General features: G+C 50.1%; 9 protein-coding genes and 1 riboswitch. Of the genes, 2 read left to right on the top strand and 7 right to left on the bottom strand.

Annotated elements, in window-relative coordinates:
* Positions 1–113, top strand: a 113-nt coding sequence (locus ACPV3A_RS35080) for an IS3 family transposase (protein ID WP_426199682.1), incomplete at its 5' end; no start/stop codon positions are given.
* A gap of 69 nt (positions 114–182) precedes the next feature.
* On the opposite strand, the gene ACPV3A_RS35075 is transcribed toward ACPV3A_RS35080, so the two are convergent.
* The 6 genes from ACPV3A_RS35075 to ACPV3A_RS35050 form a co-directional block, all read right to left on the bottom strand.
* Positions 183–1,163, bottom strand: a complete 981-nt coding sequence (locus ACPV3A_RS35075) for a DMT family transporter (RefSeq protein ID WP_426204456.1) — start codon at positions 1,161–1,163, stop codon at positions 183–185.
* A gap of 136 nt (positions 1,164–1,299) precedes the next feature.
* Positions 1,300–1,466: riboswitch (FMN riboswitch) on the bottom strand.
* A gap of 237 nt (positions 1,467–1,703) precedes the next feature.
* Complete coding sequence (locus ACPV3A_RS35070; RefSeq protein WP_426204454.1) at positions 1,704–2,072, bottom strand: hypothetical protein; 369 nt, start codon at positions 2,070–2,072, stop codon at positions 1,704–1,706.
* Positions 2,073–2,238: 166 nt separating this feature from the next.
* Positions 2,239–7,353: a choice-of-anchor I family protein gene (locus ACPV3A_RS35065; protein WP_426204452.1), complete on the bottom strand. Its 5,115-nt coding sequence runs from the start codon at positions 7,351–7,353 to the stop codon at positions 2,239–2,241.
* Positions 7,354–8,003: 650 nt separating this feature from the next.
* The gene (locus ACPV3A_RS35060) at positions 8,004–9,623 is read right to left on the bottom strand and encodes an extracellular solute-binding protein (protein ID WP_426204450.1); all 1,620 of its coding nucleotides are present in this window, start codon (positions 9,621–9,623) and stop codon (positions 8,004–8,006) included.
* Between the two features lie 33 nt (positions 9,624–9,656).
* Positions 9,657–10,538, bottom strand: coding sequence for a carbohydrate ABC transporter permease (locus ACPV3A_RS35055; RefSeq protein WP_071221163.1), 882 nt, complete (start codon positions 10,536–10,538; stop codon positions 9,657–9,659).
* A gap of 15 nt (positions 10,539–10,553) precedes the next feature.
* Positions 10,554–11,444 (bottom strand): ABC transporter permease, encoded by an 891-nt coding sequence (locus ACPV3A_RS35050; RefSeq protein ID WP_233355163.1) that lies wholly within the window; start codon positions 11,442–11,444, stop codon positions 10,554–10,556.
* A gap of 363 nt (positions 11,445–11,807) precedes the next feature.
* On the opposite strand from ACPV3A_RS35050, the gene ACPV3A_RS35045 reads away from it, so the two are divergent.
* Positions 11,808–14,075, top strand: coding sequence for a helix-turn-helix domain-containing protein (locus ACPV3A_RS35045; RefSeq protein WP_426204447.1), 2,268 nt, complete (start codon positions 11,808–11,810; stop codon positions 14,073–14,075).
* Between the two features lie 132 nt (positions 14,076–14,207).
* On the opposite strand, the gene ACPV3A_RS35040 is transcribed toward ACPV3A_RS35045, so the two are convergent.
* Positions 14,208–15,407 carry an acyltransferase family protein gene (locus tag ACPV3A_RS35040; protein ID WP_426204446.1) on the bottom strand — a complete coding sequence of 400 codons (1,200 nt, stop codon included), beginning with the start codon at positions 15,405–15,407 and terminating at the stop codon, positions 14,208–14,210.
* Between the last annotated feature and the right edge of the window lie 50 nt (positions 15,408–15,457).

Here is a 15,457-nt window from a genome sequence, read left to right as displayed (position 1 = left end):
ATTTTAAGGAAGAACTGAAAAAATATATTGAATACTACAATACCAAACGGTTAAAGGCAAAATTAAAAATGAGTCCGGTACAGTACCGAACTCATTTTGAGAAAGCTGCCTAATGAAATAACCGTGTCTAACTTTTGGGGGTCACTTCAATCCGGATCGGCTTTTTCTACAAACGTATGATTTTATTGCAATTGCGGGGAAGCTTCGGATTGCTGTCTGGAAATAATAAACAGTACGACCCAGATCAGCAGGAATCCCAGAAGCTGAGGACCTGTCACGATCTGCTGGAATACGATCCAGTTGATGAGCACGCCCACCATGGGAAAACTCAATTCCGCGAGTGTTGCCACGGAGGCTTTGGTCGTGGTTAATCCTTTATAATAAACCAGCAAGCTCAGGAGACCCGGCAGTAATGCCTGACCGATCAGGTTCAGCGATACCAAGGCAAAGGCCCCGGTATTCCAGGCCGGCATATTCCATGCTGCACCCTCGCTCCACGTGATGACGGTCAGGAGCGGCAGGGCAAGCACGAAGCGCAGCGAGGTTACCGTCTCGTATTTCACTTTGCCTACCATCAGGCGCCCCATGACGGTTGAACCGCCCCACAGCGCTGCTGCGCCTAAAGACAAGAGACTGCCAACTTGAATAAACTCATTCCAATGGCCAATCGGCAAGGTTAAACCGAAAGTCAGTAAATACGTGCCCGCCATCGCGATGATGAGCAGTATGCCGAAATGGCGCGGAAGCTTCTCTTTCAGAAGCAGGCTGGCCAGAATGATGGCAAACAGCGGCTGCAGCTTCTGAAGCAGCAGGACGGCATTCAGATTGCCGCTCGACAGCCCCATCGTGAACAATACGGTAGCCAATGCCGAGCCGCCCCAGGATATAAACAGCAGAGCACCGACATGATTCCAGCCAAGGCCTTTTAGTTCCTCCCGGTTCTTCCACAATACAGGAATTGCAATCAAGGAAATAATGATATGTTCAAGCAAAACGATCTGTGCCGAAGTCAGATTCTTAAGCAGAATGACCCGGAATAAGGGGTCTACGCCCCACAGGGCGGCTCCCAAAACGACGAGCCAGAACCCTCCCTTAAAACGTCGACTTGCCTGTGTGTCGGAACCATAGGGTTTCACCTTGACTCCAGTATTAATATTACTCATCTTGCCCTCTCCTGTCTTGAATACGGAGGTCTTACTAGCAGAAAGCCCCCGTCATCGACATATGTCGACGTAAACGGGGGCTGATCAAATAAGCCTGCGCCCGAATGGAAAATTTCGCATCCACGGCAAACTCATCTTTGATCTTCTCCCATCCGGACTTTACCGTCGGCCTTGGAATTGCACCAAGTCAGTCGCTGCGATCAGATTCACACCAGAACGCAGCGAGTCGCGGGCTGAGTTTCGTTCACGCCGGAACGAAGCATCACCGCCGGTTAGGAATTTCACCTTACCCCGAAGATCCATATTCATGTTTTATTTTTGTAATGCATTCACACTCACTAATTAACCGATAATTCCTATGAGCTTAGTTGATATATTGAAATTATAACATGAATTCTTTCATGTAAATACATCTATTTTCAAAATAAATGAAATTAGACTTGAATACAATGAAAAATCTCACGTTCAACCAATACTTACTGAGAATTATACAGCAAGTATCGATTTGTTACCAGTATGATTTTTTGGTATTTATTCATTTTAGGTGATATCGAATATCTTGTAGCTGGAACGGGTACCGACCGCACCAGCCTGAAGACATAACAGATCGAGAGCGTCCTTGATATTAAGACTCATTCCGCCTGCTTGAGGCAACGACATCGATAGATCTGTTGAACTGGCGGCGGATTCACTCTCGTACTGCTTCGTCTCGCTTAACAGCATTTTGCTCCCATCCGGTTGAACCATATACTGACGCAAATAACCGCTTTCCCTTACGGTTACCAGCTTTCCCTTATTCTCTTCTTCCTCCTTGCTCTTCTGGAGCAGCTGTTCAAATCCGCCTTGGGCTGATTCGGCGCCCATCCGTTTCACCTGACTCCAGTATGTATATGCAGACGCAATGCGCATGAACCCACATCCTTATCCCATCGTTAATCTAACACTTACGGATATTATCGGATACCAGCGCACTTCTCTTTAACCGCTCGCAATTTACATTGTTATAAAAAAAATGTCCTTAAGGTTTCAGTAACCTTAAGGACGGTCTTATAATTCTAATGGATTCCTGCTTCGCTTAGTTCATAAAGTTCAATGCTGCCAAAGTACGTTTCAGAACAAGTGCCGCTTGCGCACGGGTAACCGAATCGAGTGCACCGAAATGACCATGGTTGTCACCCCGCAGGATGCCTTGCTCCGTAAGACTGGCAATATGGGCAGCCGCCCAAGCAGGGATGGATGCCTGATCTTTGAATTCAATACTGGCATTCGCACTCTGGTTCGGCAGGTCTGTCGGATCCACCGCCTCCATGGCCCTGGTGATCATTACGGCCATTTCCGCTCGAGTCATGCTGGCATTGGGCAAGAAGGCACCGCCAGTGCCGCCCTCGATCAAGCCGTAACGCAACGCTGCGCCGATCTCGCCGGCATACGCGGAGGCATCCTGAACATCCTTGAATGCTCCGCTCTCGATGACCGGACTAAGTCCCATCGCGCGGACCAGCATTGCCGTAAACTCTGCTCTCGTGATTACTTTGCCCGGCGCGTACGAGTTAGCGTTAACTCCGTTCACGAGCAGCTTGGAAGCCATGGATTCGATTTCCGCTTTCGCCCAGTGGCCGTTTAGATCGGCAAAGCTTTTCTTATACTGCAGCAGTGCGTAAATGCCGTTTCCGGCATGCTTCACTTCGATGGCCGGTTTACCATTCCACGTCGTCGCTGTGGCCGGTACAAATCGGAAGCTTCCCGCATCTGCGTCAAAAATTACAGCAGTGACCGAATTCGAAGCTGTCCCTGCCGGCAGCGGCAGGATGCGGCTGATGACGCGCTTCCCGAAATCCTTCCGTTCTTGCTCTGCGCCTGGTGCTCCAACCGCTACGCCAAACTGAAGCGCTCCGTTCGCAGCCATCGAGGCACCCATGGAAGCTGCCTTGCTTATCATAGCATCCGTTACCTTGCTGGCTGCCGGAGCCACGGATACCTTCACTTGGATGCTGCCAGAGCCTTGAGCCGGCTTCAGAACCTCATCCAAATGTAGAGCCGTCACTGGAAGACGGAAGGCTCCAAGTGCGGTCTCCAGCACCAGGGTCACATTCGAATTCCGTTCCATGGCGAGCTTCAGACCTGCTGCCGAAAGGGATAACTCGGCTGCACGGTTCAACTCCGGAGCCCGAATAATGAGTTCCTGCTGCCCGTTCGCAGACAATCCGGCAACTGCCTTCTTCCACGCCTCTTCCTTCACCGTAATGCGGTCCACTGCTCCGCCTGCATCAGTTATATTCAGATCCTTGCCTGCCATTACGTTTGGCAATGATGTGTTTCCGCCAGAGGAAGGAGGATTAGGCTGTGATACCGGCGGTGTTACGGAACCGCCTCCCGACCCGCCTGATCCAGATCCAGGAGAAGAGCCGTCGCCCGGATTCGCCGGTTTCTTCTGCTCCGTAATTCTCCCCTCGACCTTAGGCGTAACCTTACCGCCCAGCTTGTTCACATATTCCATAAAAATTTCATAATCCGGGTAACCCAGATCCTCGTTGTATTTTCCTTCGGCAATCGCATCGGCAAAGGATTTATATCCATCCCCGCCCTTGGCTACAAAGCTGTTCGTTGCCATCCGGTACGTCTCGGTCAATACCAGAGGTTTGTAGCTTCCGTCCTTCATGATCTGTACGTCGAACACTTTATCGCCTGCCGGAGCGCTAGGATCCCATTTGAATTTCATCCCGGCGATTTGCGGGAACTTCCCTGGCAGATCCGCCAGTTTGGCACCGCTTATTCCGTTTTCCAATCCGTCTTTCAGCTGCTGTCCCGTGACATCCATGACAAACAGCGTATTCCCGAATGGCATCACTGTTCTCAGCTCGCCCATCGTGATTTCGCCCTCATCGATCGCGGCGCGAATACCTCCACCATTGGTGAGGGCAATATCAGCATTCTTAAGCTCTTTGGCTTTAGCCAGCATGCCATCCGCAATCAGATTGCCGAGATTCGTCTCCTTGGAGCGGACATTCTCGCGTTTGCCATCAAGTACGACGCCTGCAGTACCGATAACCTGCTTCATCAGTTCTTCCAATTCCGCTTTGTAAGGAGCCAGCATATCCTTGGCCTGCGTGTCTTCCTGGACCGTACTGTCTACCGGAATCAGCTTGCCGTCGAGTTCGCCGTCGCCAACGAGAACAACGCCGTTTTTGTCAAACTGCAGGTCTACCCGGCCGAGGAACTTGCCCCATTCATTCGCCTGCACGATGACGGTTGGTGTACCGTGTTGATTGTCCGTCACCACTTCCGGTGCATTGAGCGTTGTATGGGTATGGCCTCCGACAATGAGGTCGATGCCTTCGACGGCCTCGGCCAGCGCCTGATCTTTAGCGTAACCCAGGTGAGACAAGGCGATGATCTTATCAAGCCCGTCCTTCTCCATCGCTTCAACCGTTGCCTGGGCCGAAGTCACCGCATCGCGGAAGACTACGTCTTTCCCTGGGCTGGACGTCTCGGCCGTATCCTCGGTCGTTAGGCCGAATACCCCGATCTTTTGGCCGTCAACCAGCAATGTCACGTATGGATATACCCCGTTATTTGCCGTCGTCTTTGGCTGATCGGTATCGATCACCGCCGGCTTACGAATCAGGTGCGAGATGTTAGCATCCTGACTAAGATCCACATTCGCGCTGACAAGCGGGAATTGCGCCTTGCTCACGAAATCTGCAAGCGTCTTGGTGCCTTGATCGAATTCGTGGTTACCGAACGTCATCGCGTCATAACCCATATAGTTCATGAAGGCCAGATCCGCCAGCCCAAACCATTTGGTGAAATACAGATCGCCGGAGAATACATCCCCTGCATCCAGCAGCAGGCTGTTCCCGCCTTCGCTTCGGACCTCCTGAACCAGCGTAGCTCGTCTGGCCACTTCCGCCAGATGCGCGTGGGTATCGTTGGTATGCATCACCGTTAACTTCCAAGGTTCTCCATCGGCTGAATCATCCGTTACCTTAACCGGCACTACCGCTGATCCGTAGCCATCCTTGCTCAGAACGGTAATCACGGCTTCCCCTGCGGAGACCGGCGTAACCAGGCCGTTCTGGTCTACGGCAGCTACCATTTCGTTGGAGGAACTCCAAGCCAGCTCGGTTGAACCGCCTTGGATCGGCTCCACGCTTGCCTGCAATAGTTCCGGTGCGCCGCCTGGACTCAGCTTCAGCGATGACTTGTCCAGCGTAATTTTGGTTACCTGGAGCTCCAGCAGGGCCACCGTTCCACTGACCTCATTAGCGACCAGCAGCAGCGGCCGTCCTGTCTTGCTGTCCGCGGCCGGAATAAAGTCCAGTCCCTCCGGGCCGGAATCCGACTCTATCCCGCCGTTAAAATTCCGTGTGTTGGTATAGTTCAGAAACGCAGGATCGGATGGATTCGTTACATCATACGTCATAACCCCGCCAATGCGCTCCAGTCCGACAAAAGCCAGCGTTTTCTGTCCGACCTTACCCACGGCAACATATTCCGGTTCAGGTCCTTTCTTGGCGCTGCGGCTGTCCAGATCGGTTTTGTCATTGCTGGCATTGAAATGATTCGGCAAGCGCTCGGCCGTAATCTTCTCAAAATCACTGCCGCTGTCGTACACCTGGGACATGTCGGCTGCATTCCAGATGGAGAATGAACGACCTCCATACAGATATAGTCCTTCAGTACCCATATCGCCGGCAACTTCAACCTTGTCATAGGTGGTTCCCTTGTCAGCCAAAAATTGAGCTGCCTGAGACAACGGATCCAGACTAGGCTTCATTTTGCCAATGTTGCTTTCATTGCTTCGGTCATCCCAGCCGGTAGCATCCCCTTCGTTCGCGGACAGGATATACTGCTGTCCGTTCACGCTATAGGTCGCAATTCCGTCCGGCATATACATGCCGTAAAAAGGAACGTTCTCAAACTTGATTTGTCCATCCTTCAGAAGGTCGAGCTGATTCTCTGGTTGATTGAAATCTTTATACCCGAGCCCTTTGACCGATTGAATACGCTTCGCGGCGATATCGACCACGGCGATTGCATTATTCTCCTGCAAGGCGACATATGCCGTCAGCTCATCCTCGGACAATGAGATGTATTCGGGTTCCAGATCACGAATCGCTTCAGCTTTGGTTCCGGTGCTGCGAATTTGCCCGTCCGCTTCCACAGGTCCGCGAATATGCACCTGATCGTCAATGATCGACGGGTCATCAAATTTCAGATGATTTGCTTCGCCTGATAAGGTGTCGATAATCGTAATGCTTCCTTCCGGATCAGGAGCGGTCTCCGTACGAGGCTCGCCTTCATCCGCCGTCAGGATATAACGGCCATCGGACGTATACTTGACCATGTCCGGCTGGATGCCGGTTTCAAAAGATCCGATCAAACCGCCGTCATAGTCGAGCACCAGGACCTTGCCGGCTTTCGTATGATCCTGCTCCTGTACAGCGACTACAACCTGCTTCGTCTTGGTGTTGATATCCACGCTGGTCAGGTCCCCATACAGAAAACCGTCTGTGCTTGCCAAGTCTTCCACATTAATCTGCTTGTCCTTCAGCAAGCTGCCGTCAGCGCCAAGAGACACGATATCGAGACTTGCCGGCTGGGTTGAACCATTGACTAGATAGAGCTTTCCATTATCTTTGTTGTACTTTACAATTTCCGCCACGCCGCCATCCTTATTGGAGGTACCTACCGAATAATGACCGATCATCCTCATGGCCAGCTTGTCAGCCACCGGATCTGGACGTTTCCCCAATACTTGCAATTTCACTAGCGACTGAGCGGTCGCAGGTACGGGTGCGCTATCCTGCACCGTTACCTCAACCGTATATTCACCCTCTTGACCAGGAGCAGGCGTACCCGTAATGAATCCTGTATCGGACGTAATGTCCAAGCCTGCCGGTAGACCCGTCGCCGAGAAGGTATAGGGCGCTTGTCCACCATACACATCAACGGTCACCGTGTATGCCTCTTCTGCATGCGCATCCGGAAAGATCTTATCGGTAATGCCGAAATCAACGGCAGCGATATCGATAGCTGCATCTTGGGATGCTGTTTCCGCGCTGGCCGTCTGGAGTATCTCCTGTCCCTCTTCAGCCATCACGGTGCCTGCCGAAAATAAAGAGGCTATCGTGATTTCCGCCGCCATCAACAGCGAGACTACTTTCATGCTTTTATGCTTCAACTCCATATCCCCTCTTCTATCCTTATTTAATTCCAAGTGTAAGGAAGAAGTGTTAACGCATGCTCAATAAAGGTGGCGGATTGTGTAAAAAGGACGATAGACAGCAAAAAAGCCGCGACATCCATGCCGGGCTTCTGCAAGCGGCAGCTGTGTCCGAGCTAACTGCCGCTTGAAATTACCTTCATATCTATTGTGATACTCCCCTTATCAGAACGAGTACCCGCATACTCATCGCCATTAATCAATGATTCCAAAATGCCTCATCGTAGCAATCGTTATCAATATACACCAACGTATGAACAGGATGGCCCACATGATCAGAGAACCCTGAATCAAACGCTCAACTATCCATTCCAGTTTTTTATTTGAGCTATGCCTGCGCCTCTGCTTAAATAACCATGCCGCGAATCCCTTGGAAATATTCCTGAAAGTCGTCTTCCGCTCTATGTGCGACTCCTCCCCTCATGATATCGATACTTACGAATATACTCCCGCCAAGGTGGGATTTTGAGTACTCATTTTTGTGAGGGCGTCTAATTGTCATTAAATATGATCTTATCACCCCTTTTGGAATATTTCACCAATTATTTGAATTAGCAAAAAACGCGATACGGGTTCCTCCCCGTACCGCGTCTTTTGAATGTCATCGTTTCCGTTTACTCCGCCTGGTAGCGCTCATAAGCGGCCTGGTAAACCTCCATGTATCGGTCCAGTCCCATCTTGTTGAGTGTATTCACATACTCATCCCATTGGCTGAACGAGGCCGAGCCGTTCACGAATTTCGCTTCCATTTCCTTAACGTAATCCTCGATATCTTTACCGATCGAGGTCATGACGTCCGTTTCCTCCAATGTAAAGTTAAAGTTGTACAGGATCTCCTTCACGGCATACGGCTCTGCCTTTTCGGCTGCGGCCATGGCGTTAGGTCGTGTCTCCGAGGCTTTAAACCATTTCTCCCGCACAAAGCCCGGATAGCTGCCACCGAGCCAAGTGAAATACTTGGCCAACGCCTGATCCTGCGTTAATCCATTTGGATTCTCCGTAATCTCCTTCACATACTCCAGCTGACCGTCAGCGTTCTTCGTAAATGTCTCGCCTTCTTTACCCATGAAATAGAACTGGGCGCCCTCATCCCCGTAGAAGTAATCCATCCAGCGGATCGTTGCTTCCGGATTCGGGTTCTTATCGGTAATCGCAAATGCACCTACGTGAACCATCGGCACTTTGACGTGGGAATAGAGCTGGTCACCATGCGGTCCCTTAAGCGCCCCGAGCCCGATGTATTCTTTGCGGCCCATCACCATCTCCGGATTCGGCACAATTGTAGCACCGAGCAGGCCTTCCTGCCCTTTGGCATTCAATGCGCCGCCCTCAATCGTGAAGATCTCTTTATCGAGCAGTCCTTCCTGGTGCAGCTTGTTTACGAACTGGAGCATTTCCTTATACTCCGGCAAAGCTTTGGTGAAGCGAAGCTTCCCTGTGTCCGGATCTATGTCCACCAATTTATGGCCAAGTCCGCTTGTGCCAAGTCCCCAAGAGCCTTTCAAGTGATCGATGATTCCGGTAATGCCTGCTGAAGCGAAAGGAATCTCATCATGCTTTCCGTTACCGTTTAGATCGGTTTCTTTTACCGCCTTCAAATACGCATAGAATTCTTCTGTCGTCTGCGGCTCTTTCATCCCGAGCTGATCCAGCCACTCCTGATTAATCCAAATCGGTGTACCAATCAACATGGAGAGCAGCGCAGGATCGTAGAAAGAAGGCAGGGAATAAATATTGCCGTCCGGCATCGTCAGGCCTTTTCGAATATCCGGGTACTCTTCCATCAGCTTTTTGAAATTCGGTGCGTATTTATCGATCAGATCATTCAGCGGTATAAATACTCCTTGCTCCCCATAACGGGTTAACTCTGCGGAGCTGACCCTTGCGGAGTAGAATACATCCGGATAATCTCCACCTGCCAGCGCTAAGTTCCGCTTCTCGGTCAGGGTATCGAATGGAATGAGGTTCCAGGTCACATTCACATTGGACATCTCTTGATAGGTTTTCCATACGAGCGTTTCCTCGAATTTGCTCCCGTTTGATGGCGACTTGCCCGTGAAGAACGTCAGATCGAGGGGCTCGTTCACAATCGGCATGCCGGTCTCGTTAAAATTGGCTTGCGGCGTCTCACCCTTATCCGTTGCACTTTCCCCGCTTTTACTACCGCAGCCTGCCAGCAATCCGGCTGCCAGTACAGCTGCCAATGTGAGTGAAGTCCATTTTCTCAACACCATAAAATTCAATTCCTCCTCATGAAATATCCGTAATCAACCTTTAATTGCACCAATCATAACACCCTTCACAAAATACTTTTGCAGGAACGGGTACAGCAGCAGCATCGGCAGATTCGTCACAATGACCGCCGCATATTTGATGGCTTCCGCGTCCATCAGACTTCGCGCCAGTGAATCATCACTGATATCCACCATCTCCTGCATCTGTCCCTGTACCAGAATCTCGCGCAGGAACAGCTGCATCGGATAATTAGCACGATCAGATAAGTAAATCAGCGCGCTGAAATACGAATTCCAGTGACCTACGGCGTAGAACAGCACCATCACGGCCAATATCGGTCCGGATAACGGGAGCACAATCCGCAGCAGTACCCGCATATTGGACGCCCCATCGATGAACGCTGCCTCCTGCATTTCCTTCGGAATGGAACTCTGGAAGAAGGTCCGCATGATGATAATGTTCCACACGGATACGGCCGAAGGTATAATGATGGCCCAAATCGTATCCAGCATTCCCAGTTCCTTCACCAGCAAGTAATTGGGGATCATCCCACCGCTGAAGAACATAGTAAAGACAATGATTAGTGTAAATACATGTCGACCCTTGAAATCAACCCTGGAGAGCGGATAGGCTGCCGCAATGGTCATCAGAACATTCAGCGCCGTTCCCGTCGTGGTATAGAGCAAGGTGTTCAGAAATCCTCGTACAAGCTCGGAATTAGCAAACAACCGCTCATATCCGACAAATGACAGCTCCTTGGGCCAGAGCCATACTTCCCCTCGCATGACCGTTTCTGGTGCACTAATGGAAGCAATAAGAACAAAAAATAAAGGATACAGTACAAGGAGCGTGATAAAAGATAGTATAATGTAAATAAATACTCCGGCTATTCGTTCACTTCGGCTTTGCGGCATACGCATCATTCCTCCTTACCATAGGCTGTTCTCGCTGACTTTTCGGGCGATCCGGTTTACGGTAATCAGCAGGATGAAGTTTACAACGGAGTTAAACAGGCCAACCGCAGCCGAGAAGCTGTACTGGGCACCCAGTATACCACTCCGGTATACATTCGTAGCAATGACGTCAGACGCTTCCATATTGAGTGAATTTTGCATCAGGAAGATCTTCTCGAAGCCGACGCCCAGAACGGAACCGATGTTCAGAATCAGCAGAATGGTCATCGTTGGAGCAATGCCCGGCAGATTGATATGCCATATTCGCCGGAACCAGCCTGCTCCATCCACCTTGGCCGCCTCATGCAGCTGCGGATCAATCCCGGCGAGTGCCGCCAAGTAGATAATAGAGCTCCAGCCCATACCCTGCCACACGCCGGACCATACGTAGATGCTCTTGAACCAGGAGGGCTCCGTCATGAAGGCGATCGGCTCTCCGCCGAAGGAGGTGATAATCGAATTGACCAGGCCGCTGACCGGCGACAGGAACATCATGATCATACCGACGACGACCACCGTAGATAAGAAATGGGGTGCATAAGTTACGGTTTGTACAAATCGGCGGAACCGGCCCGATCTGGCTTCATTGATCATCAATGCCAGGATAATCGGAATCGGAAATCCGACCGCCAGCTCATATAACCCGATGCCCATCGTGTTTTTGATAATGCGCCAAAAATAAAAGCTGTCAAAAAAGCGTTCAAAATGCTTGAAGCCTACCCATGGACTATCCATGATCCCTTTGTTCGCAATAAAATCCTTAAATGCAATCTGGACGCCATACATGGGTACATAATGAAATACAATGAAGTATAACAGAACTGGTGCAAATAAAGCGTACAGCTGCCAGTTTCTGCGAACCTGCATCATCCATCTTCGCCAAGCACTTTTCCTGCGAATGTTTGAATGCGCTTCCACGGTGTTTAGATGACGTTGTAAAATCGGCAATCCCCCCTCTTTCGTCTATGCGTCTTCGTGTGTCTTAAAGGTCCACGTCTGCATCATAAACGACCTGAACCCATTAGGGGTATTGACCATTTTAATGATGTCTCGCCTTTCATTGGATGGATGGGCAGAAGCGCCATTTTCCTAAAGCATTGCTTAAAATCTAAAATATTGACTATCCATTTTTTACGAACGATTAACATGAATCGGGCACAATCCTTAACACTTGTCCTATATAATGTTGTGAAACCTTGGACGTCAGAAAAATATAAAGGGGGGAAGGCTGTGAATTGGATCAGACATAAAAGCCGCAGTGTATTCTTTAAAATTTTTCTGAGCTTTCTGGCCATCATCGTGTTATTCGGATTGTTCTATACGGTCATTTTCCAACTCTTTAAGACCAGCCTGCAGAAAGAAATCATCGATACGAGCCAGCAGGCGGTTCACGATACGGCAGAGCGGTTCAACAACCAATTCAGCAGATTGCAGGTATTAATGTTCGATATATACAATCAATCCGAATTAATCGGCTTCAATAATCAGCTTCGCCACCAGGCCGGAAACGAAGTCAATTACTTGAAGGCTCGAGATGTGATGATGCAGATGCGGAGCGATATCTATAATCCGTTGTTCTTTCTGGAGGATACCCTGATTTATCTCCGGGAGTTTGATTTTGTACTGAGCAAATCCGGAAGCGGCGATGCTTCCTATATGTTCAATCGTTCCTATGCAAGCCCGAGGTATCCTTATTCGTTCTGGAGCAGCTACGAGGGCCATCAGGAATCCTTCAAACTTCTCCCTGCGGCAACTTATCAAATCAACAACGATTTGTCCGAGAAAACACTGATGCCTTTTGTCTACAAGCAGCCGGACAGTCCTTATGAGGTCATTGCCCTTATCGATATCGACAAGGCCGCTCAGTCCTTCTTCGGCGAATCCGATGATCGTGCACTCGCCATTCTGAATGACGAAGGCCAAGTGCTCTATATGCTGGGCTCCATGAACCAAGATCAGCTGCCGACGTTTGAAGCCGGACAGAAGGCCGTGCTCAAAGAGGGAACCTACTATTTTGCCGAAGCCGGGTCCGACGGACTGACCTATGTCTCGGCTGTGCCTTACAGCCATGTCTCTTCGCAGCTCAGCCGGTTGACCGGCGGTTTGCTGCTCATCTTCTGCCTGTCGCTTGGCGTGGCCCTTGCCGCTTCCTTTTTCCTGAGTCGCAGATTGCACAAGCCGGTGAAGCAGATTTTAACAACCGTGCTGAACAGAGCCAACAGTTCATCCATGCCGGAATCCGGAAGCATCACCGAATACGATCTGATCCAGAACCGGATTCAAGAGCTGTTCCGGGAGAAGGAAGAAATACGGGAGCGCATGAACAAGCATAAATCCGTTCTAACCAGTTACTCTTATATCAGTCAGCTGAAGAGCATCAATACCGATATTAGCGAGTGGGAGGATTTCCTGTCGGATGATGGAAGCTTCATCGTGGTACTGTATCACATCCGTTTCCGGATGAATCCGGTTTATGAGCTCCCCCTCCAGACCGATCAGGCGGTCCGCCATATGCTGGAACATATTCATCTGATCACGGCAGAACGCTATCCGGGATCCCACACGTTCCAGATCGAAAAGAATGAGATTGTATCCATCTTCAAACGGGAGGAAGCCGCCCGCCTGGAGGAACTGCTGCAGGAAATCAAGGACATGTTAAATGAGGAAAAGGAATTGTTCCTTGTCACCATCGCCGTCAGTTCCCAAGTGAGCCACTCGTCCGAATTCAATCAAGCCTACCATCAGGTCAAAGGACTGACCGCACAGGCACATCTCTTGGAGGAATCACAGATGGTAACCAAGCAGCGGGTCCTTCCAAACACTGTCAACCTAAGCCCGTCTCAGGAAAAAGGACTGCTTGACGCGCTGCAATCCGGCAGCGACAGCCGTTCCTTGCAAATCATCGATCAGGCGCTCGGGGCCATGCAGCGCAAGGAGGCCGGCATCTCGCAATTCCGTTTCTTCGCCGATTCGGTCGCTTCCAAGATTCTAAGTTATATGGAGACGGCCCAGATTGACAAAACATCTGTCCAATCCTTAAAGCAGTGGAGCGCAAGATTGGCAGAATGCCATTGCTTAACAGATTACCAGGGGGTATTCCGCCAGCTCGTCGAAGCCTCCTGCGCCCTCATTCGCAAGAAAAAGGATACTGGCGAAGAGCCGCTCATCGCCATGTTCATGAACATTATCCATAACCAGTATGCCGATGATCTGTCTCTCGACTATCTGTCAGCCAAGCTGAACCTGTCGAGCGCCTACCTCTCCGTCTATATCAAGGAGAAGACCGGTCTTAACTTCAGCGACCATCTGCTTGGCATCCGTATGAACAAAGCAAAGGAACTGCTGGCATGCACGGACTTGACCGTCAATGAGATCAGCCAGCGTGTCGGCTATCTCAACATTACCTCCTTCAACCGGACGTTCAAGAAGGCCGTCGGCATGACGCCGGGCGCCTACCGCAGGCAGCATGTGGTGCAGACCCATGCCAGCGGATCATGAAGGGTCGCTGTGACAAAAGAAAACCTTCTCTTCTCGGCATGGACCGGGCGTATGCCCGGCCATGTACGCGGAAGAGAAGGTTTTTTCGTTTTATTTTCGCCCACACGCTGAAATAAACGGATCTGTATTGATTTAATCGGCCTTCATGGTCTGGTCCGTTTGTACTTGCCCACTATGTCCCAGTCCCCTTAATTTCTGAGCAGAGAACAGCCGCTTGTTCCACCGCGTTAACCAGAGCAATATCCGGGCATCAATCAGCCTGTAGAACCCATGGGCCGTGACAGCGATAACCAGGAACGTGATGATCGTTGTAAGCAGCACGTTGGAGCCATAGGTTAGAAGCGGGCTAAGAAACAGAAATATAAAGCTCCCTAGGGAACAAATAACGGTGAAGTGCACAAGGTACAACGAAAAAGAGACTTTACCCAAATAAGCAAAAAACCTGTGGCTGAATATCGACTGCATTCGGTTCGAATTCAACAGGACCCCTAGGATGAGGAAGGATCCGATAACATGATAGAACACAAAGAAATTAAAATCGGAAGCTCCCCATTGAAGAAGCGAATAAATCGTTCCTTGCGGTGCGACATAGGGATAGGAGCCTGTGTAAATACCGATACAGAGAAGCAGGATATGGATCCAGGGCCGATGGATAGATGCCAGCCAGTCCCTCCCGCTATTCTTTACATCGCTGAGCAGCATGCCCAATATAAATCCCAGGTAATAGGAATCGATGAATACGCAGATAAGGACGGCATAAACGGCATAACGAATCCCATGACGGCCACAAGTTACTAGAATAACAAAAATCAGAAATGATCCAAACAGCTCGTAGGTCATCGTCCAAAGCACGGGATTGTATTGCGATCCATACGTGAAAAAGGTATGAAACAGGCTTTCCTTCAGCATGACCAACAGATTGGCGTCAGCAGCAAACGGATCCGGCATCGAAGATAACGTCACTCCGCGTATATTGTCGTACGCTCCGAGATCCAGAACGAGAATCAGATAAGCAAGCAAAACGGACACCAAGGCGGGTACGGCCAAACGAAAATAGCGGCGAATGGCAGACGAATAAATGACGAGCCTGTCCCGGGTTTGAAAAAATCGATAGCTGAGCACATATCCGCTCAACACAAAAAACAGACAGACCGAGAAGTTGCCGTTAAACAGCAGATTGAACGGTGTTCGCGCGGCAATCCCCTCGAAAGCGAAATGCTCGATCTCCTTCCTCCCCTCAAAAACAGACGGTGCAAACACCTGAAAAAAATGAGATACGACCACGATCAAGGCAGCTAAACCTCTCAAACCATCCAAATATACAATTTTCATAACAACCCCACGTTCCCCTAGAAATAGGATGTTTACGAATGCGAAACATA

Origin of the sequence: Paenibacillus sp. Dod16, assembly GCF_049893405.1 — a bacterium.
Taxonomy (GTDB): domain Bacteria; phylum Bacillota; class Bacilli; order Paenibacillales; family Paenibacillaceae; genus Paenibacillus_AQ.
The sequence above is the reverse complement of the archived record's forward strand: the minus strand, read 5'-3'. Positions and strand labels throughout refer to the sequence as shown.

What these genes read in the sequence shown, in the direction of transcription:
- ACPV3A_RS35040 (WP_426204446.1), bottom strand. Translation starts at nt 15,407, where the DNA reads ATGAAAATTGTATATTTGGATGGTTTGAGAGGTTTAGCTGCCTTGATC.
- ACPV3A_RS35070 (WP_426204454.1), bottom strand. Translation starts at nt 2,072, where the DNA reads ATGCGCATTGCGTCTGCATATACATACTGGAGTCAGGTGAAACGGATG.
- ACPV3A_RS35050 (WP_233355163.1), bottom strand. Translation starts at nt 11,444, where the DNA reads ATGCAGGTTCGCAGAAACTGGCAGCTGTACGCTTTATTTGCACCAGTT.
- ACPV3A_RS35065 (WP_426204452.1), bottom strand. Translation starts at nt 7,353, where the DNA reads ATGGAGTTGAAGCATAAAAGCATGAAAGTAGTCTCGCTGTTGATGGCG.
- ACPV3A_RS35060 (WP_426204450.1), bottom strand. Translation starts at nt 9,623, where the DNA reads ATGGTGTTGAGAAAATGGACTTCACTCACATTGGCAGCTGTACTGGCA.
- ACPV3A_RS35055 (WP_071221163.1), bottom strand. Translation starts at nt 10,538, where the DNA reads ATGCCGCAAAGCCGAAGTGAACGAATAGCCGGAGTATTTATTTACATT.
- ACPV3A_RS35075 (WP_426204456.1), bottom strand. Translation starts at nt 1,163, where the DNA reads ATGAGTAATATTAATACTGGAGTCAAGGTGAAACCCTATGGTTCCGAC.